General features: G+C 40.5%; 17 protein-coding genes, 1 pseudogene and 1 CRISPR repeat array. Of the genes and pseudogenes, 17 read left to right on the top strand and 1 reads right to left on the bottom strand.

From position 1 onward, the window contains the following. Positions 1-179: 179 nt before the first annotated feature. Positions 180-1565 carry an L-cystine transporter gene (locus IC804_RS11655; RefSeq protein ID WP_011886717.1) on the bottom strand — a complete coding sequence of 462 codons (1386 nt, stop codon included), beginning with the start codon at positions 1563-1565 and terminating at the stop codon, positions 180-182. 337 nt (positions 1566-1902) lie between these two features. Between IC804_RS11655 and IC804_RS11660 the strand changes: the two genes are divergently transcribed. From IC804_RS11660 to IC804_RS11730, 17 genes and pseudogenes are all read left to right on the top strand, one after another. Further along, positions 1903-2676, top strand: a complete 774-nt coding sequence (locus IC804_RS11660; protein WP_011886718.1) for an ABC transporter ATP-binding protein — start codon at positions 1903-1905, stop codon at positions 2674-2676. After that, positions 2651-3622, top strand: a complete 972-nt coding sequence (locus IC804_RS18595) for an FtsX-like permease family protein (RefSeq protein ID WP_223812801.1) — start codon at positions 2651-2653, stop codon at positions 3620-3622. Before IC804_RS11660 ends, IC804_RS18595 begins: the two co-directional genes overlap by 26 nt. Further along, positions 3588-4523, top strand: coding sequence for an FtsX-like permease family protein (locus IC804_RS18600; protein WP_223812802.1), 936 nt, complete (start codon positions 3588-3590; stop codon positions 4521-4523). Before IC804_RS18595 ends, IC804_RS18600 begins: the two co-directional genes overlap by 35 nt. Positions 4524-4547: 24 nt before the next feature. Then, positions 4548-4904: a YxeA family protein gene (locus IC804_RS11670; RefSeq protein WP_029761624.1), complete on the top strand. Its 357-nt coding sequence runs from the start codon at positions 4548-4550 to the stop codon at positions 4902-4904. A 400-nt stretch (positions 4905-5304) separates the two neighbouring features. Then, entirely contained in the window at positions 5305-5655 is a 351-nt protein-coding gene (locus IC804_RS11675) for a DUF2200 domain-containing protein (protein WP_008881404.1), read from the top strand. A 197-nt stretch (positions 5656-5852) separates the two neighbouring features. After that, entirely contained in the window at positions 5853-5984 is a 132-nt protein-coding gene (locus IC804_RS18875; protein WP_255350162.1) for a hypothetical protein, read from the top strand. Between the two features lie 257 nt (positions 5985-6241). Further along, positions 6242-8334: a CRISPR direct-repeat array (repeat unit 30 nt; unit sequence GTTTGTATCGTACCTATGAGGGATTGAAAC). Positions 8335-8344: 10 nt separating this feature from the next. After that, a pseudogene (locus IC804_RS11680) lies at positions 8345-9363 on the top strand (type I restriction-modification enzyme R subunit C-terminal domain-containing protein); the annotation flags it as partial. Between the two features lie 227 nt (positions 9364-9590). Continuing rightward, complete coding sequence (locus IC804_RS11685; protein ID WP_008881400.1) at positions 9591-9914, top strand: PadR family transcriptional regulator; 324 nt, start codon at positions 9591-9593, stop codon at positions 9912-9914. Beyond that, positions 9907-10467, top strand: a complete 561-nt coding sequence (locus tag IC804_RS11690) for an HAAS signaling domain-containing protein (protein WP_029761512.1) — start codon at positions 9907-9909, stop codon at positions 10465-10467. Before IC804_RS11685 ends, IC804_RS11690 begins: the two co-directional genes overlap by 8 nt. Positions 10468-10501: 34 nt before the next feature. Continuing rightward, complete coding sequence (locus IC804_RS11695; protein WP_223812803.1) at positions 10502-11263, top strand: DUF4097 family beta strand repeat-containing protein; 762 nt, start codon at positions 10502-10504, stop codon at positions 11261-11263. Between the two features lie 360 nt (positions 11264-11623). Continuing rightward, on the top strand, positions 11624-12457 hold the full coding sequence (locus IC804_RS11700) for a nucleotidyltransferase domain-containing protein (RefSeq protein WP_081157643.1): 834 nt from the start codon (positions 11624-11626) through the stop codon (positions 12455-12457). Between the two features lie 122 nt (positions 12458-12579). Next, entirely contained in the window at positions 12580-13167 is a 588-nt protein-coding gene (locus IC804_RS11705) for a GrpB family protein (RefSeq protein WP_060475559.1), read from the top strand. Between the two features lie 676 nt (positions 13168-13843). Continuing rightward, positions 13844-14722 (top strand): IS982 family transposase, encoded by an 879-nt coding sequence (locus IC804_RS11710; protein ID WP_190300603.1) that lies wholly within the window; start codon positions 13844-13846, stop codon positions 14720-14722. A gap of 62 nt (positions 14723-14784) precedes the next feature. Then, positions 14785-15270 carry a hypothetical protein gene (locus IC804_RS11715; RefSeq protein ID WP_081157687.1) on the top strand — a complete coding sequence of 162 codons (486 nt, stop codon included), beginning with the start codon at positions 14785-14787 and terminating at the stop codon, positions 15268-15270. 317 nt (positions 15271-15587) lie between these two features. Then, entirely contained in the window at positions 15588-15710 is a 123-nt protein-coding gene (locus IC804_RS18605) for an ATP-binding cassette domain-containing protein (protein WP_223812948.1), read from the top strand. 978 nt (positions 15711-16688) lie between these two features. After that, positions 16689-18158, top strand: a complete 1470-nt coding sequence (locus tag IC804_RS11725) for an alanine/glycine:cation symporter family protein (RefSeq protein ID WP_190300604.1) — start codon at positions 16689-16691, stop codon at positions 18156-18158. 194 nt (positions 18159-18352) lie between these two features. Beyond that, on the top strand, positions 18353-18532 hold the full coding sequence (locus tag IC804_RS11730; RefSeq protein ID WP_011886726.1) for a hypothetical protein: 180 nt from the start codon (positions 18353-18355) through the stop codon (positions 18530-18532). Positions 18533-18682: the final 150 nt, after the last annotated feature.

Genomic DNA, 18682 nt, shown 5'->3' on the forward strand with positions numbered 1-18682 from the left:
GGTTGAAGAAGCACAAACGAATACGGCATGGGTTCTCGTGAATACTGAACCCATGCCGTATTTCATTTACACGTATCTATTTAGCCGATACCTGTTTGCCATATTTATTTTTTCTTTCATTTACCGCGTGCAAGTGCAACTAGGTGTTTTGGCGTGCGTGAAAGTGAGAAACCTAAACCTTATGCTTCTAGTTTTTGCGTTTCTTCGTTATAGACATTTACATCCAATTCTTTAGTGATGCGGCTGGTGACTACACCAGCGGTCATGCTTCCGCTGACGTTCAAGGCAGTTCTTCCCATGTCAATCAGCGGCTCTATGGAAATGAGCAATCCTGCTAATGCTACTGGCAGATTCATCGTTGATAGCACTAAAATCGCCGCAAACGTAGCCCCACCGCCAACGCCTGCAACCCCAAATGAACTGATGGTGACGACTAGAATCAGCGTCAAAATAAAGGAAGGGGAAGTTGGATCGATGTTGACGGTTGGCGCGATCATCACGGCAAGCATGGCAGGATAAATGCCAGCACAGCCATTTTGCCCAATTGACAGCCCAAATGAGCCGGCAAAGTTGGCAATGCCTTCCGGAACGCCAAGCGCGGTTGTTTGTGCTTTCACATTCAATGGAAGAGTGGCTGCGCTTGAACGGGAAGTGAATGCAAACGACAGTACCGGAAGCACTTTTTTCACGTAAGTAATAGGGTTGAGTCCGGCCAACGCTAAAATGATCAAATGAATGGCAAACATAACGAAAAGTGCAATATAAGAAGCGACAACAAATTTTCCTAGTTTTGCGATTGTGTTTATATCGCTTGTCGCAGTGACCCGGGACATAATGGCTAAAATTCCATAAGGCGTTAAGCGGAGCACCAACGTGACGATACGCATGACAATAGCGTATAAGGCATCCACTATTTTTTTGAACATTTCCGCTTGTTCAGGCTGTTTTCTGGCAACCCCTAAATAAGCAATGCCGACAAAGGCCGCAAAAATAACAACCGCTATAGTGGATGTGCTGCGTTGTCCCGTGAAATCTAAAAATGGATTGGCCGGAAGCAGTTCGATAATTTTTTGCGGGAAAGACAGGTTTTGAATTTGTTCATATTTTTGTTCTAACTCCTGTCCGCGCGTTTGTTCCGCTTCTCCTGAAGGAATTTCCATCGCCTCTAATTGAAATCCTAATGAGGACATGATGCCGATCGAAGCGGCGATCGCCGTAGTACCCAATAATAGACCAATAATGAGCGTGGCAATTTTCCCTAAATGATTAGAGACAGAAAGTTTAGTAAACGCCATAACGATAGAAATGAAAACTAATGGCATAACAATCATTTGCAATAGCTTGACATATCCTGTGCCGACAATGTCAAACCATTGGGTGGACTGCTGGACGATAGCGGAACCAGCCCCATACACTCCCTGCAATGCAAACCCAAAGACGATTCCTAGTCCAAGAGCAGTAAACACCCGTTTGGAGAAGGAAACATGTTTCTTTTGCATGTAGACCAAAACACCAATCAATAACAGCAATATAGCAATGTTAAAAATAATTAGGTAAATATTCATCGTCAATCCCTCCTGACACGTAAAATTACTATAATGATTAAAAACCGATATGTCAAGTAAGCTTTATTTATTGTATGAAAGAGTTTATTAAGATAATCTTGGAAAATAAACCACTGTTTATTGAGGGGAAAATTTTTTCGAAAACAACTTTTCCAGAAAAAGGGCTCTTCGAACAGACCGTAATGAGAATCAAAACCTTACCTCACCCATTTTGAGGTGAGGTTTTTAATATGTTTTCTTACAAAAGTGTAAGACAGGTGTAAGGAAAGATCTATGTTTCTCAGTTTATATCCCTTGTACAATGAACATGCAAAGTCAGTTGCTGGAGGGAATTCAAATGGAAGAAGTGTTACAAGTAAAAGAAATAAACAAAATTTATCAAGGAAAGGTAGCATTCCAAGCTTTAACCAATGTATCGTTCAGTGTAGAAAAAGGAGAATTTATTGGAATTATGGGGCCGTCGGGGTCAGGAAAAACAACATTATTAAATCTCATTTCTACAATTGATAAACCCACATCAGGAAAAGTCCTGATTAACGGGCAGGATCCGCATCAGTTAAAAAAAGAAAGGTTAGCCGAATTCAGGCGGAAAGAATTAGGATTTGTATTTCAAGACTTTAATTTGTTAGACACATTAACATTAGAGGAAAATATTATGCTGCCTCTAACATTGGAAAATGTTGACCCGGAGTTGATTGAGGAGAAAGTAAAAACCATATCAAAAAAATTAGGGATTGATGCCATCTTAACGAAACGGACATATGAGGTATCTGGCGGACAGAAACAACGTACGGCGATTGCCAGAGCAATCATTCATCAACCTAAGTTACTATTAGCGGATGAGCCGACTGGAAATTTAGACTCGAAAGCATCAAAAGACGTGATGCAGACCTTGCAAATGATTAACGAAAACGATCAAACAACGATGTTGATGGTCACTCACGACCCATATGCTGCAAGTTATTGTCATCGAGTCATTTTTATTAAAGATGGTAAATTGTACAACGAAATTTATAGAGGAACGGATCAAAAGGCATTTTTCCAACAGATTATGGATGTTTTATCAATGTTAGGTGGGGATAGAGATGACTTTTCCACAGTTCGCTTATAAAAATATTACACGTAATTTAAGGGCGTACATGGCTTTTTATTTAAGCAGCTCGTTTGCAGTAATGATTTTCTTTATGTTTGCCATGTTTATCTTCCACCCTGCGCTCGAAACAGGTTATATGAACAACATTGCCAAAAAAGGCATGAAATTTGCGGAGTGGATTATTTTTGGCTTTTCCATTTTCTTTATTCTTTATTCTTTAAGTACTTTTTTAAAGACACGGAAAAAGGAATTTGGAATTCTCACCATTCATGGAGCATCTCCTAAACAACTTCGATGGCTCATTACATTGGAGAATGTATTCATTGGTCTTGCTTCCATCATCACAGGTATATTAGGTGGAACGGTGCTTGCTAAATTCTTTTTTATCGCAGGAGCATATATGGTCAAAATGGAGCCGCTGCAACTCTATTTTCCTTTAGAAGCACTGGGGATAACAGTCGGCGTATTTCTTCTTCTGTTTATCCTTATTTCACAATTTATGTTATTTACTATTCACTCTGAGGAGGTCATTTCTTTACTAAAGGGGTCAGAAAAGCCTAAAAAAGAACCGAAGCCATCTATCCTTTTCTCTGTTCTCGGCATCTTATTTTTAGGAACAGGATTTGGCATGTCTTTATTTGCGGGCATCGATATGGGAAGTGCCGTGGTTATTACTTTGTGTACGGTGATCGGAACGTACTTGTTTTATAGTCAGTTAAGCGTCTGGATGATACAACTATTGAAAAGAAATAAGAAAATGTATAGAAAAGGAATCAATCTGCTATGGATTTCAGATTTAACGTACCGCATCAAAGATAACGCTCGTCTATTTTTTTATCGTAAGTATTGTTTCGGCTGTAGCTTTTACCGCAACCGGTACATTAGCAACATACAAATTGATGTTTTCCACAGCAGAAACATCATATGCAATGGAATTTCTGTCTTATGCAACGAATCAGGATGAAAAGAAGCAGTTGGAATTTATTAAGGAAAAACTAGAACAAGAAAATATTGATTACCAACAAACCATATTCAAAGCGATTGAAGCCCGGCAAGGACCAATGAGCTATCCGGTTTTAGTCGTTTCACATCAAGATTGGGTAAAACAATTCCCTGAGTTACAAGCTCCGAATATTCATGATGGAGAAGGGATATATTATGGGGAGGCAAAACGGGGAGGTTATACCATTGTAAATGGTAATAAGACGAAATTGCTAACAGACGACCAGCAAATGTCGATTACGTTACAGTCCATTGAAGAGCCGGTATTTTACCTTAGCGATATATTGGTTGTAGATCATAACACGTTTAGACAGCTGGAACAGAATCATGAGTTAAGTACGATGTACGGTTTTCAATTCGAAAATTGGAAAGAAAGTTTGGAAATCAGTCAAGAGATTCAAAGCCAAATCGTAGGTGAAACATTCAATCCTAATGCCCAGTACTTTTCAAAAGCTGTTCGATATTTTGAGACGGTCCAATTGCCAAGTTTAAGCTTATTTATCGGCTTGTTTATCGCTATCATTTTCTTCTTGGCGGCTGGGAGCTTCTTGTATTTTAGATTATTTGCTGATCTATACGAGGAAAGAAAAAAATACAAATCACTTGCAAAGATTGGGTTAAGCGAAAAAGAAATGGTGAAAATCTCGACGATTCAGATGGCCATTCTTTTCTTCCTTCCCTTCTTGTTAGCGATTATTGAAACAGGTTTCGCTCTACATGTGTTACAGAGGGAAGGTGGATATTTTCATGTATTCCAATCAGGCGTTATCACCATTTTAGGGTTTTTGGGCTTGCAAATCATATATTTTATCATTATGAGTCATAGTTACAATAAACATTTAAAAGAATACGTATTTCGATAATGGACAAATAAGGAGAGGTAGAACATGAAAAAAATCATAGGGATGATCATTGCTCTTGTTGTCGTATTCGTTGGATTTTTTACGATTGTTCCGGAAGAAGATAGAGATCACATCAATCCTTTTATTCCGAAAGAAGTCATTTATGTCCAAATTTATGAAGACCCTGCCCCGCATGGTCAAAGATATAAATACACTCTTACTGGCTATACAGAAGATGGGGAAGAAAAGGAAATTACATTTACTGCAGGAAAAGTGTTAAAAGAAAAGGCCATTTTAAAAGTGAATGCCAAAGGATCTTTTGTAGAAAAGTGGGAAGAAGTTCAGCCTGAAGAATTGCCTGAAAAAGTAAGAGGAAAAATGGATTCTGTACCATCCAATTGAGTACAAAAAGACAAACACTGCTCCATCAAATATGTCCGCGATGACCATTTAAGCCACGGAGAATGTGTGGCCAAGCGAAAATTACGGATGTGATTCCGCCTCAATCAAAAATAAATGTCCGATTCAGGTCCGGAGCTCGGGAAAACATCATTTTCCGATTTCCGGGCCTGTTTCATTTCACCCCCTTGATGATCAGCGCGCTTGCTTTATCTCCTACCAACGCTCGCAATGTGTAACGAAGAAATGACCATCCCCTTTCAGCAAAAGATAAGGCAGATTATCATTTTCAAGCATAGAGCACAAGAAAACCGCATTCTGTAAAATCAGGCGATTACATGACAAGCAATGGTATAATTAAATGATAAGTTATTGCGAATATTAAAATGATGGGGGATGTATGATGACCACACATAAAATTTATAAAATGAGTTTTTCAAAAGTTTATCCAAACTATATAGCGAAAGCAGAGAAAAAAGGGCGTACGAAATCAGAAGTGGATGAAATTATCCGTTGGTTGACAGGATATACCCAGGATGAGTTGGAAGCTCAGTTGGAAAAACAGGTAGACTTTGAGACATTTTTTGCTGAAGCTCCGCAATTAAATCCGAACCGGGTTTTGATTAAAGGAGTAATATGTGGTGTTCGAGTAGAGGAGATTGAAGATCCGTTGATGCAGAACATTCGTTATCTGGATAAGTTAATAGATGAGCTAGCAAAGGGAAAGTCTATGGAGAAAATCTTGAGAAAATAATCATGAAAAAAGAGGAAAACAAGAGCAATATTCTGGATATCCAATCAAATAAAACGGGAAAAATTTATTATTTATGTGTAGGATGAACCAACAACGGGACTTGACGAGGCGAGGCAGCGGCGGTTGTTCGGACTGTTCGAGACGTATTTGTGATTATTTGAGGAAGAGGAGCGCCAATTACGAAACGAGGTGAACCAATGGAGACGAAGGAAGCGAAACAAGGAATGGAGTGGATCATCTCCGTACGAGCGGCAAGGAATCGAGAAAGAAAAGGTGGACACCGCGAAACGGATGGTGGCGAAATGATGCGACGTGACGGTGATGGGTGAGCTGCTCGGATTGCTGATGGAAGTAGTGGAAAACAGCAAAAGGAAAAGGCTCATGTGAGGGCTCGAGAAAGCAAGAAGCGAACTTCGTTTGTCGTCGACCTCCAATCGTGCAAAAATCCCAGGGGGTCGACGACACTTATTTTTGTTGCTGATTCCCTACAGCCATCATGGACGAACATGATTGACGGAATTTTTCGACCGTGTTATTCTGAAGGTAACATGGGATGAAAAAGCTTGATATAACAGCACTTTTTGGGGTTTGTATCGTACCTATGAGGGATTGAAACATTCAAAATGGTGTGAATGCGGAAGAACTTGATAACGTTTGTATCGTACCTATGAGGGATTGAAACTTCACTAGGCAGGTGAACTACGGACTGATCACCCGTAGTTTGTATCGTACCTATGAGGGATTGAAACAAAACACCGAGTTCAAGCATTTTACGGTACTTGGTGTTTGTATCGTACCTATGAGGGATTGAAACATATCGACAACATCATTGCGGAGCATGTCCACGTCGTTTGTATCGTACCTATGAGGGATTGAAACCATCAAACGCCACGCGGCATATGAAAGCAATATTCTAGGTTTGTATCGTACCTATGAGGGATTGAAACATATATAAATAGGCAATAAAATTCTAATAAAACTCGTTTGTATCGTACCTATGAGGGATTGAAACACGAGGCAATCGGCTAACCCGCCTGGGTTGGCGTTTTGTTTGTATCGTACCTATGAGGGATTGAAACGTGAAAAAACTCAAGGCGCTCGGGTTTGACGCGTTCAGTTTGTATCGTACCTATGAGGGATTGAAACATCGGTCCGTCAAAATAGACGACTTTTTCAACGTTTGAGAGTTTGTATCGTACCTATGAGGGATTGAAACATCGGTCCGTCAAAATAGACGACTTTTTCAACGTTTGAGAGTTTGTATCGTACCTATGAGGGATTGAAACTCCGGGTTGGTCGCGTCGTTGTCATCTCGCAGCCGCTTGTTTGTATCGTACCTATGAGGGATTGAAACCAAGCGCATTGCTGCGTGGGTTAATCGGCAGAATCCGTTTGTATCGTACCTATGAGGGATTGAAACTTGATATATACACGGCTATCTTCTTCGCTCGTGGAAGTTTGTATCGTACCTATGAGGGATTGAAACTCCTCGAAATACAGGCGACCACTTTGTATAGACGCGTTTGTATCGTACCTATGAGGGATTGAAACCTCTTTGTCCGTCCCTCGTCCGCGTGAAGATCACGCGTTTGTATCGTACCTATGAGGGATTGAAACTTTATCGCACCGTTAGCGATCTTATCGGTAGTCACTGCGTTTGTATCGTACCTATGAGGGATTGAAACCGAACCCGGACGAGAATTTATACAGCGTGACCAACGTTTGTATCGTACCTATGAGGGATTGAAACAAACGTGGGCTTGTCGATGTAAATATGCCGTTGCGAGTTTGTATCGTACCTATGAGGGATTGAAACATGCATACGGCGTTCGATACACGACCACTGGCGGTCGTTTGTATCGTACCTATGAGGGATTGAAACAGCGCCTGGACATTATTGACGCTCACCCAAACAATCGTTTGTATCGTACCTATGAGGGATTGAAACTGTGAAGATCATCGACAATGGTCATGTAATTGAGGGTTTGTATCGTACCTATGAGGGATTGAAACATGATTGTGATATTGTATCTGTATTTGGGGGGATAAGTTTGTATCGTACCTATGAGGGATTGAAACCCTCGTTTCCGTACCCTACCCGATGCCCCTTCTGAAGTTTGTATCGTACCTATGAGGGATTGAAACCTTTTCTTCCCTGCATAAATCTCGCCAGTAAAATTCGTTTGTATCGTACCTATGAGGGATTGAAACTAGAAACTCCTGCCGTTGGTGAGACTCCAGCGGCAGGTTTGTATCGTACCTATGAGGGATTGAAACTTCAACAGAAGATAGAGGAGCGCAAGCAAAGCAAGGCGGGGTTGTATCGTACCTATGAGGGATTGAAACTAAATGGTTCACCGTACATGCTGATAACATCATACAAGTTTGTATCGTACCTATGAGGGATTGAAACTCCCTTCATCACCGTATAGGAAAAGGATGCGTTGTGTTTGTATCGTACCTATGAGGGATTGAAACTATCGGCACGTCAACAAAACACCTTGCCGCGCAGTTTTGTTTGTATCGTACCTATGAGGGATTGAAACGGGAACTGATCGAATCTTTAGTTGAGTTTCAAAAGGGTTTGTATCGTACCTATGAGGAATTGAAACATCCGAGCCACACGAATTTCGATGTTATGGCCGGCTTGTTTTTATCGTACCTATAAGGGATTGAAACGATACTGTAAGAGTATACAGTTTATCGCCATGCCTTGATTGACGAAGTGGTGGCGGAAATCCGTCGGCTAAACGAAGAAAACTTCCGCGTACGCCAACATATCCCATATGTACACAAGTTCCAAAACCGGGAAGCATGGAACTGTTTAACGGCGATGGATGTCAATGAAATCAAAGAACATATTGCACCGCTCATTGTTCCGCTCAACGATGATGAACTGGCCAAGCGCTTTGATTTGCTGATGTATACAGTTGAGTTGGCGAAGTTGCAAACAAAAAATGCGACGAAGCCAATTCGGAGCATGATTCGCACCACAGAAGCGTTATCTAAGCTCGGATCGATTCCGCAAGTGCAGGAACAAAAATGCATCATCGAAAAGGTGTAGACGGAAGAGTTTTGGAGCGAAGCCGATAGTTTTGAATTGGAAGCTGTTCGCGAAGCGTTGCGCGATTTAGTGAAATTCCTTGAAAAAGAAACGCAAAAAATTTACTATACGAACTTTAAAGACCAAGTGCTAGAAGTCAAAGAAAACGGTCCAATGTTTACTGTCAATGATCTGAAAAGTTATCGGAAAAGGTGGAGCATTATCTGCACGAACATCGCGACCAGATGGCCATTTAAAAGCTACGAAACAACAAAAAGTTAACGGTGCAAGATTTGAAAACGCTCGAGCATATCCTTTGGAACGAGCTTGGCACAAAAGACGATTATCAAAGAGAATTCGGCGATACACCGATTACAAAGCTCGTCCGCCAAATCGTCGGCCTTGACCCGCAGGCTGCCAACGAAGCGTTTTCCGAATTTTTATCAAGCGAGCGGTTGAACATCCAGCAAAGCCGTTTTGTCAAACTGATTGTCGATTATTTTGTGAAAAACGGAGTCATGGACAAGCGGATGCTGCAGGAAGAACCGTTTAAAACCGTCAGCAGCATTGTCGAGCTTTTTAAAGACAACATGGACGACGCGCGGAAGATTATTAGTATTATCGATGAGATGAATAAGAATTCTGAAGATATTGTTGGGGCGTAACTATATCATAAAATCTTTCCACTTTAATGGTAAAAGAACAGGCATCTTAGGGCGCTCATCTATTGCTCCTGAGATGCCTGTTTCAGTTAGATATGTTGAGTAAAAATATTTAAATAAAAAACAGTACCTTGTAATAAACAATACTGTATGGTATATTGTTTGTTGAAAGGGATTTGTTTATCACAGTACTGTGCAATAAATAGTAGTGAGAGTGAGGTAACACCCCAATGAACACGCAGTTTAAAAAAGGAGTATTAGAGCTATGTGTACTTGCACTATTGAATAAGCAGGATCGTTACGGTTATGAGATCGTTCAAAAAATTTCGGAGCAAATGGTTATTTCAGAAGGATCGGTATATCCCTTATTAAGGAGACTGAAAAAAGAGGATTATTTGACAACGTATTTGCAGGAGTCGAATGAAGGTCCTCCTCGAAAATATTACAAGCTCACGGAAAAAGGGAGAAACCATCTTCGGAATCTTCATGAAGAGTGGATGCAATTTTCTGAAGGGGTCAATCAAATCATAAAGGACGGTGGATTACATGAATAAACAACAATTTCTAACGGCTCTTGAAAAGGAGTTGAAAAAGCTTCCTCACGAAGAACGTGAAGAAATTATACAAGATTTTGAAGAGCATTTTTACATTGGAATGGCTAATGGAAAATCTGAAGAGGAAATTTCTCAATCACTTGGTTCCCCGAAACAGATCGCCAAAGAGATCGCTGCTGTTTCCCGTATCGAAAAGATCGAGACAAGCGCCACGGCCGGAAATGTTTTACGTGCAGTATGGGCTGTGATCGGATTGGGGTTTTTTAACTTTGTAACTGTGTTTGGACCATTTTTGGCATTGCTGGCAGTGGTATTTGTCGGGTGGTTTATAGGGGTAGCTTTTATTGCCTCTCCATTAATACTGCTGGTTTCTGCAATCAACCATCCTGGAATGTTCGATCTGTTCAGTCTTTTCTTTTCGATAATGCTTTGTGGAAGCGGTTGGTTCATTGTTAGGGGCATGTTGTACGTCACAAAGGGATTGACTGATCTGTTGGTGCGTTATTTAAGATATAATGTTTCACTGGTCAAGGGAGGCTTAAAGCATGATTAACACTAGACATATATCTTTTCTCGCGCTCATTCTATTGGTAGTTGGAGCAATCGGGAGTTTGATCACATTTAAGCCTGCAAGTAAGCCATTTTCCGTATCGGAAGAGAGAATATTGACTGATAAAATCATCACAGACATTGAAATCAGAGCGAATGATGAAAATGTGAACATCTTTTCTACCAAGGATTCAAAGACAAAAGTACAATTGACTGGGACCAGCGTAGAAAAAATGGATCACTATTTTTCAGTTGAAGTGGAAGATGGCACCTTATTGATCAAACTAAAGGATGATAAACCATTTTTTGATTTCTTTCATTTTAGGGGAACATCCCTAACTTTGGATGTATACTTACCTGAAAAGGTATACGAGTCATTACACGTAGACATGAACAATGGAGAGATTCAGGCTGAGAAGTTACGTATAAACAATATTGAAGCGAAATTGGCAAATGGTTACTTAGAAATGAAAGATATCGTTGCAACGATGTTAAAGGCTGATTCAGATAATGGGGAAATTCATCTTGAGAATATTGAAGGCGAAATTTACGGTAACGTCAATAACGGACAAATTTATCTGAAAACCAATCACTTGGATCGCTCATTAACATTTGAATCCGACAATGGTGATATTGAAATTAAAACAGATCAAAAGCCAACAAATGCAGTCCTAGATATCAAAACAAAAAATGGTGAAGTGACTGTTTTCGGGAATTCTAACTGGGACACTGTGATTGGTAACGGAGAAAACCAAATCAAATTAACAACTAATAATGGAGATATAAGAATTGTGAAATAAAGAAAAACAGATAAAAAAACAAACAGTCCATCTCCCGCTCCTTATTGGATGAAGCAGGAGAGAGGGATAGAGAAAAAACATTGATCGATCAAAGAAAGTTGAATACACATATGGCGAAACCAAGAGGGAAGAAACATCCACGTTCTTCCCTTTTTCTTCTTCTAAAAACCGAAAAACAAGTTTATTTCGAATAGGGACGTGAGAAGAGGAACGAGGTTATTGAAAATGGACAGCAGGTGTGATCCCAAAAATAAAATTCCGATTTCCAGATTTGAAGCCATCTAGACTTTTATGAGGTATAATGGAAAAAGATTTGATGGGAATTTTATGGAAGGTCATTGACGAAAGGTGCGGGCTTGGATGGTCAATCATATGATTCAATCAGTAGCAGAAAAGTTATCCTGTCTTCCTTTTATTGAAGGCGTTGTGTTGGGGGGCTCTCGTGCAAGGGGGACTCATGAAGAGGATTCGGATATTGATTTCGGTATCTATTACAACGCAGAATTATTTGATCTCAATGCGATGAACCAGGTTGCTGCAGAATTGGACGACGAGCGTAGAAGCAACCTTGTTTTCCCTCCTGGAGCATGGGGAAAGTGGGTGAATGGAGGTGGGTGGCTGGTCATCAATGGGTATCATGTCGATTTCATTTTACGTGATATCAAACGTGTGGAACAAATCATCAAAGAAACCGAGCAAGGAATGGTCACTGCCGATTATCAGACTGGGCATCCCCATGGTTATATCAGTGCCATGTATCGGGGGGAATTGGCGATCAGCAAAATACTATATGCGAAAGATGAAACCTTCTGCCAATTAAAAAAACGGGCGGAAACTTATCCCGCTGCCTTGCGGAAAAGTTTAATTGACTTTTTTATGTTTGAAGCAGAATTTTCTTTATTGTTTGTAAAGAAAAATGTAAAAGCAAATGATAAATATTATATTGCAGGCCATGTTTTTCGTATGATTTCATGTTTAAATCAAGTAATATTTGCATGCAATCATGCTTATTGCATTAACGAAAAGAAGGCAATCAAGCTGATTGAAACATTTGAGCATAAACCTGAGAACTATGCGCAAAAGGTGAATCGCATTTTTGAACTACTTGGTTCTTCGCTTATGGAATGCTGCGACATGACGGAGAAGCTTTACAATGAAGTGAAACAACTTGTATCGGAGATAAATCACTTTTAAGACGAGAGGAATTTACGGTTGAACATCTTGTTTTTACTGCTGATGGAACATAAGACTGGATCATCATGAGTGATCGCTTCAGTCTGTCCCCTCAACAATAAACAGCAAAGGAGTGTGGCACGATGCGATCGGAAAATCGCTTTACACCTAGGAGTGATGAGGAACTCCAGAAGCTTACGGTGGGTGAACTGAAACCGCACAATGCACCGATTACTCTTGTCGAATACGATCCGCGTTGGCCTGAATTGTTTGAAAGGGAAGCAAAACGGATTCGTTCCGTACTCGGCAGCAAAGCATTACAAATCGAACATGTTGGCTCAACTTCGGTGCCAGGACTTTGTGCCAAGCCAATCATTGATATGCTGCTGGTTGTGGAGGATTCTGCAGACGAGCCATCATATGTCCCGGCATTGGAAGCAGCTGGCTATCGACTGCGAATTCGAGAACCTGAATGGTTCGAGCATCGTTTATTTAAAGGACCGGATACTGACATTAACTTACATGTGTTCAGCAAGGGAACGTCTGAAATCGATAAAATGTTACGCTTTCGAGATTGGTTGCGCTCGAACGAGAGCGACCGTGACAAATATGCGCAAGTGAAGCGAAGCTTGGCAAAGAATAAGTGGCGGCACGTTCAGCACTATGCAGATGCGAAAACATCAATCGTGCAGGAAATCTTAGCACGGGCGAACGATTCAAATGCTAAATAAGAAGAAAAGGTGATCTTCTAAAATTTGAGTTGTTTCTATGAACAGACAAGTTCTCGAAAATGAGAAAAAACCATTGCTATGTTCCCGCAAACGCAATGTTTAAGAGATAATCCATTAGCTCGTGACACGTTGAGTTTGTGGCGAAGATCCGTGAGGTAAGGAACGTGGGGCGGCTTGTCCGGCCCTGTTATTCATTTATTTCAATCCATTGCTAACGATCCTTAATTGTACCAACTGCCGTGGCGCTAGTATATTTATTAAAATCATCGGTGGCTGCTGTTTTGTTAAGTGCAATGGAAGGGGAAAAGGGTTTTTGCGCATGCTCATGCGCCTTGAGCTTAATGAGAGAAGACAGCGGCTAAAGAAGCCTAGCACAAAAAGGGCGTTTCTAGACGGAATATGCTCTATTGTTTCGTCCATCAACAGTAGACACCAAACGTTTTGTTCGTGTTTCATGAGTGTGGGTACGATGTTTCGCTAGATTGTGCCCGAACTATTTTCTTCGCCTTTCATCATATGAAGATCTCGTTCCTCTTATGAGGCTGAATAGTTGCAACATCTATTTATCCAAGTATACCCGTGGTGCTAGATAAAATCTCAAGACATAAAAACAGCCCTTGCATGAGGATCTCCTTTAAAATGAAAGTGCGAACAAACATCCAAAAGGAGAAGTCCCATGCAAGAGCACTTTCATTTTACAATAGACCAAGCAAAAATTCAAAAGCAATATGCCGCGATCTTATTCTTTGTATCAGAACAATTGCCTTGTATCCAGATGTATTTACAACGTCGAAATTGTCATTTGTTGAAGCAAGAGGATGAGGTCATCATCGCCATTCACATTCTTGGAAAATTGCTGGGGTTTACTTCGGAACGGGCTTGGCATCGATTTGTCATTGGAAACCTGTTCACAAAGGAAATGTTCCCAGAGCGCTCTCGATACAACCGTCGATGCCGGTCGTTGCGTTGGGCGATCAAATGGATTCGTCACCAACTCGCCAAACGTGGACAACATCACGCTTATGCGGTGGTGGATAGCTTACCCATTGAACTCTGCCACCACGCACGAATGTATCGCGTCAAACGATTTCAAGGAATCGCAGATATTGGGTATTGTGCATCCAAAAAGATGGCTTACTATGGATTTAAGCTTCATCTTCAGATTACCGACCAAGCGCTTCCGATGGGATATGTCCTGACCGAAGCATCCTGCCACGACCGGACAGCTGCGGAAACCGTGATGGCCCAACTTCCTCATCCGTATACACTTGGCGACAAAGGATATGTGAGCCAAGCCTTGCAAAAGAAACTATACGATGAATACAAAATCGCTTTTTGGACGCCTGCTCGGAAAAATCAACGAGTTGCGCAATCAAAAAAATGGAAACAATGGATGAAGCAAAAACGCAAAATCGTCGAAACTGCGTTCTCGGTTTTAGTGGATTCATTTCGGATTACGGAAATTCGTGCCAATTCGGTTTCTGGATTTGAAACAACGCTTGATGGCATTTTATTGGCCCATTCTCTCGTTGTTCTTGGGCTAGTGGAGCGTTGACGCTCAACTAGCACCACGGGTTATCCAAGTATATATAAACTTACAAAAAAAAAGGGTTGTATATGATAAAGAAAGGAAAAAGAGGAAAGAACTATTCTGTTTCCGATCACATCTTTGCAATAACTGTTGTATCTTTCATGTGCTTAGCTATTATTTCATTTCCTTTCCTGCTTTTTTATGCAGTCATGCATCTTATTTCGTTGACAACTGATGTGCGTATTCATTCGCTTGGAACCTTCTCTTCGCTCAAAATTATCCTGAGATTTTTTATAACGACTGTAGTCACCACAGGGATGGTAGATACGATTTTTTCGATTATCTTGAAGCGTTCGAAAGGAATGTTTGGTTTTCTTTCCGAAGCGCTTTTGATGCTTGCTTTCTTCTATCTTTATGTTTTGGTTTATTCTCTTGTGTCTGATGACATTGTAATGACCGATAAAGGTCGTCTTTATGTTTCTTTCTTTTTGTTTCTTATGTATGTATCGATTCATCTAGTATATATTGGTGCAAAACGGCTTTATGAATTAATCACCCGTCATGCTAGTTGAGCGTTAGTGCTCAACTAGCTCAAGTGTCACTAATGAACATACGTAATCAGGCGCCAACTAACGCTACTTCAAATTCAGTCATCGAATGAACGCACATCTCCGTGATCCGATCGAATGTTAGGTCACACTTTCATTTTATAGCACATCCACCAGCAAGGACTGTTTGTATGTTTTCCGATTTTATCTAGCATTACGGGGGATAAGGATAATTGAAAGCCTAGAAGTAGAATGTTACGGGAGAACCATTGAATGATATTGAGCTGCACAATATCGCTAAATCATTTGATGATAAACATTACATACTAAAAGATATCAACTTGTCGTTACACGAAGGGGACCGTGTAGGCATTATTGGGGCAATTGGTTCGAGGAAAACCAATTTGTTAAGAATAATCTTGGGATTGTATACTCCAACATCTAGGAAACATATCCAATCATGACATTGGGTATTTGCCTTCTACTAAAGGGATTATAGAAGAGTTTACCGTGAGAGAAAACCTCATATTTTGGGTTCAAACTTATCAATCTCCTCTCTATGTGGTTTATTTTTCTAAATCAAAAATAGACATAAAGGGGCTTTTCATTAAAATCATCACTGCTATTCTTATATTATCGGCATTAGCATGGATAAGCAGGTGATGCCTAAAATTTCGTATAATGCAAGATCGTATCTCTGATTCAAAATTCCTTCTCTCTCAATGAAAAGAAGGAAGATTTTTCTGTTGTGATGTTAAATAGGTCCTTGGTACGTAAGGGAACCAAAGGAGTTTTCATCCCACGAATGTTCGAATTCGTTTGATTTGTGGAAATCATTATTTAAATATAATAAATATCATCTGTAAATGTCTTGGTCCCTAGCTGATGGATCGACTGGGTTCCGGCCGATCTTTAAGACCACTCCGAGTCAGTGATGTTGTCTAGCTGCTCCTTCTCAATATCTTAAGCAGCTGTCAAGCATTTGTTCACTTGGAATAATGAGAGCATAACATAGAGCCGTCCAAGCTCAATCGGCCGACTAGGGTCGATTTTTTCATTGTTCTAACATGTGAAAGTTGTTCTATTGGAGTCGCGAGATAGGGCAATCCACTGCTCGCTGGGGCAATCGTTCGTCCCAGCAGAGAAGGATTTGGAAAGGTTTGGGCCTGAATGAAAGTATTTACGTTGAACCAAATAAAAAACGACCGGCGACGATAAAAAAGCTTGACGTCGCTAGTGGTGTTGGCTCAAAATTTATTCTAAAAAAACAAATAAAAATGTCTTGCTTCTGCGCTCATAAAACAAGAGATGTAAAGTTTATTCCGAAAATACCAAAAAAAACTATTATAAAAAATTATTGAAACATTAGTGTGTGATATTTATAATAAACTTAGCTGCGTGTTATACAACAAAAGTAACTGATTAGCCGAGGAGGGATTTATTTGATTGAAAAATTTGTCGAAACAGTCAACGGATTATTATGGAGCCCTCTATTAATCGTTTTTATTGTTTTTTGTGGTTTGTATTTTAGTATTAGGACTAGATTCCTGCAGATTCGTCACTTTAAAGAAATGGTTAAGCTTGTGACGACCGGGAAGGGCTCTGATGCGGGAGTATCTTCATTCCAAGCGTTGACAATGTCGTTATCAGGCCGCATTGGTGTAGGGAATGTGGCTGGAACGGCAACGGGGATTGCGTATGGGGGACCAGGGGCCGTATTTTGGATGTGGGTGATTACCTTTATCGGCGCAGCGACGGCTTATGTTGAGTCCACGCTGGCACAAATTTATAAAGAAGAACAGGATGGACAGTACCGAGGCGGCCCAGCTTTCTATATTGAAAAAGGGCTTGGTTGGAAATGGTTTGCGATCGTTATTGCCGTAGCTATCCTTCTTGCGATGGCGGTGTTAATGCCGGGAATTCAGGCGAACTCTATTGCAGATAGCGTTTATAACGCGTTTGGCATTAATAAACTGGTTACGGGAATTATTGTTATTTCTATTCTTGGTTTTACCATTTTCGGAGGAGTTAAGCGGATCGCCAGAACGGCTGAAATTGTTGTTCCTTTTATGGCTGCTGGATATTTGTTAATCGCCATTGCGATCATTGGTGTGAACTTTGACAAAATCCCAGAAGTATTTGCTCTTATTTTTAAAAGTGCGTTTGGTGCTGAACAAGTGTTTGGTGGCATTATCGGATCGGCTGTTATGTGGGGCGTAAAACGTGGTCTTTATGCTAATGAAGCTGGTCAAGGTACAGGTGCTCACCCGGCAGCGGCTGCTGAAGTATCTCACCCGGCGAAGCAGGGGTTAGTGCAAGCGTTTTCAATTTATTTAGATGTATTCTTAGTCGTAACGGCGACTGCACTGATGATTTTATTTACAAATCAATACAATGTCATTAATGAAAAAACAGGAGAACCGATCGTTGTCAACCTTGAAGGTGTAGAACCGGGTGCTGGTTATACGCAAGCGGCTGTTGATACGCTCCTACCAGGATTTGGTTCAGCATTTATCGCGATTGCGCTATTCTTCTTCGCTTTTACAACGATGTACGCCTATTACTATATTGCTGAGACAAACCTCGCCTATCTCGTACGTGGTAAAAATAAGGGAATTGCTTTTTTGGGACTAAAAATCATCTTTTTGGCTGCCACGTTCTATGGAACGGTAAAAACAGCAACAACGGCGTGGGCAATGGGCGATATCGGGCTTGGCATTATGGTTTGGTTAAACTTGATCGCAATCTTATTACTATTTAAACCAGCCTATATTGCTTTAAAAGATTACGAAGAACAGTTGAAACAAGGCAAAGACCCAGAGTTCAATTCATCGAAATATAAAATCAAAAACGCGACATTCTGGGAAAACGGATATAAGAAATCTGAAGAGAATCAAAAGAAAGCCTTATAAGAGACGGTTGCTTTGTCGCAACAATCCGTGTCTAGGTTGCCCAGTACATGAATAGCAATGATCTGACGTCGAGGGTGTCCTAAAAGCAACAGGACACCCTTTTTCGTTTCGTTGAAACAATCGTACGCACATAACAAATGACGAGGCAGTTCCTATAAGGAATATGTGACGTTTCCTGAACAAGGTGAGGAGTGATGAATGTGACGAACGTGAGTATTTCTTCTGTTATTCTATTTTTGTTTGTTGTCTCAGTCATTTTGTTTGTGTATGGCTTTGTGCGAAAGAGAAAAGCTGTGAAATGGATGGCGCTCTGTTTTTTTAGCGCGTCTATCGGATTAGCTGTCTTTGTCATTTTGTTAATGCGTTATATGTAAATGAACATCAAGTCCACATTTTGAGGATGATGGGCATTATTTACTTTTATTAGCATTTGTTGAGTGGAATGTAGAGAAGGGAAAACCGGCCGTACAAAATAAGCAAACGGCCGGTTTTCTATGAATATTAGTGGTTGATTCCACCGATTT

The organism is Geobacillus sp. 47C-IIb (assembly GCF_014679705.1).
GTDB lineage: Bacteria > Bacillota > Bacilli > Bacillales > Anoxybacillaceae > Geobacillus > Geobacillus thermodenitrificans.

Excerpts from the sequence above, each read along its gene's own strand:
- IC804_RS11655 (WP_011886717.1), bottom strand. The coding sequence starts at position 1,565 with ATGAATATTTACCTAATTATTTTTAACATTGCTATATTGCTGTTATTG.
- IC804_RS11660 (WP_011886718.1), top strand. The coding sequence starts at position 1,903 with ATGGAAGAAGTGTTACAAGTAAAAGAAATAAACAAAATTTATCAAGGA.
- IC804_RS18595 (WP_223812801.1), top strand. The coding sequence starts at position 2,651 with ATGACTTTTCCACAGTTCGCTTATAAAAATATTACACGTAATTTAAGG.
- IC804_RS18600 (WP_223812802.1), top strand. The coding sequence starts at position 3,588 with ATGGAATTTCTGTCTTATGCAACGAATCAGGATGAAAAGAAGCAGTTG.
- IC804_RS11670 (WP_029761624.1), top strand. The coding sequence starts at position 4,548 with ATGAAAAAAATCATAGGGATGATCATTGCTCTTGTTGTCGTATTCGTT.
- IC804_RS11675 (WP_008881404.1), top strand. The coding sequence starts at position 5,305 with ATGACCACACATAAAATTTATAAAATGAGTTTTTCAAAAGTTTATCCA.
- IC804_RS18875 (WP_255350162.1), top strand. The coding sequence starts at position 5,853 with ATGGAGACGAAGGAAGCGAAACAAGGAATGGAGTGGATCATCTCCGTA.
- IC804_RS11685 (WP_008881400.1), top strand. The coding sequence starts at position 9,591 with ATGAACACGCAGTTTAAAAAAGGAGTATTAGAGCTATGTGTACTTGCA.
- IC804_RS11690 (WP_029761512.1), top strand. The coding sequence starts at position 9,907 with ATGAATAAACAACAATTTCTAACGGCTCTTGAAAAGGAGTTGAAAAAG.
- IC804_RS11700 (WP_081157643.1), top strand. The coding sequence starts at position 11,624 with ATGGTCAATCATATGATTCAATCAGTAGCAGAAAAGTTATCCTGTCTT.
- IC804_RS11705 (WP_060475559.1), top strand. The coding sequence starts at position 12,580 with ATGCGATCGGAAAATCGCTTTACACCTAGGAGTGATGAGGAACTCCAG.
- IC804_RS11710 (WP_190300603.1), top strand. The coding sequence starts at position 13,844 with ATGCAAGAGCACTTTCATTTTACAATAGACCAAGCAAAAATTCAAAAG.
- IC804_RS11715 (WP_081157687.1), top strand. The coding sequence starts at position 14,785 with ATGATAAAGAAAGGAAAAAGAGGAAAGAACTATTCTGTTTCCGATCAC.
- IC804_RS11730 (WP_011886726.1), top strand. The coding sequence starts at position 18,353 with ATGAATGTGACGAACGTGAGTATTTCTTCTGTTATTCTATTTTTGTTT.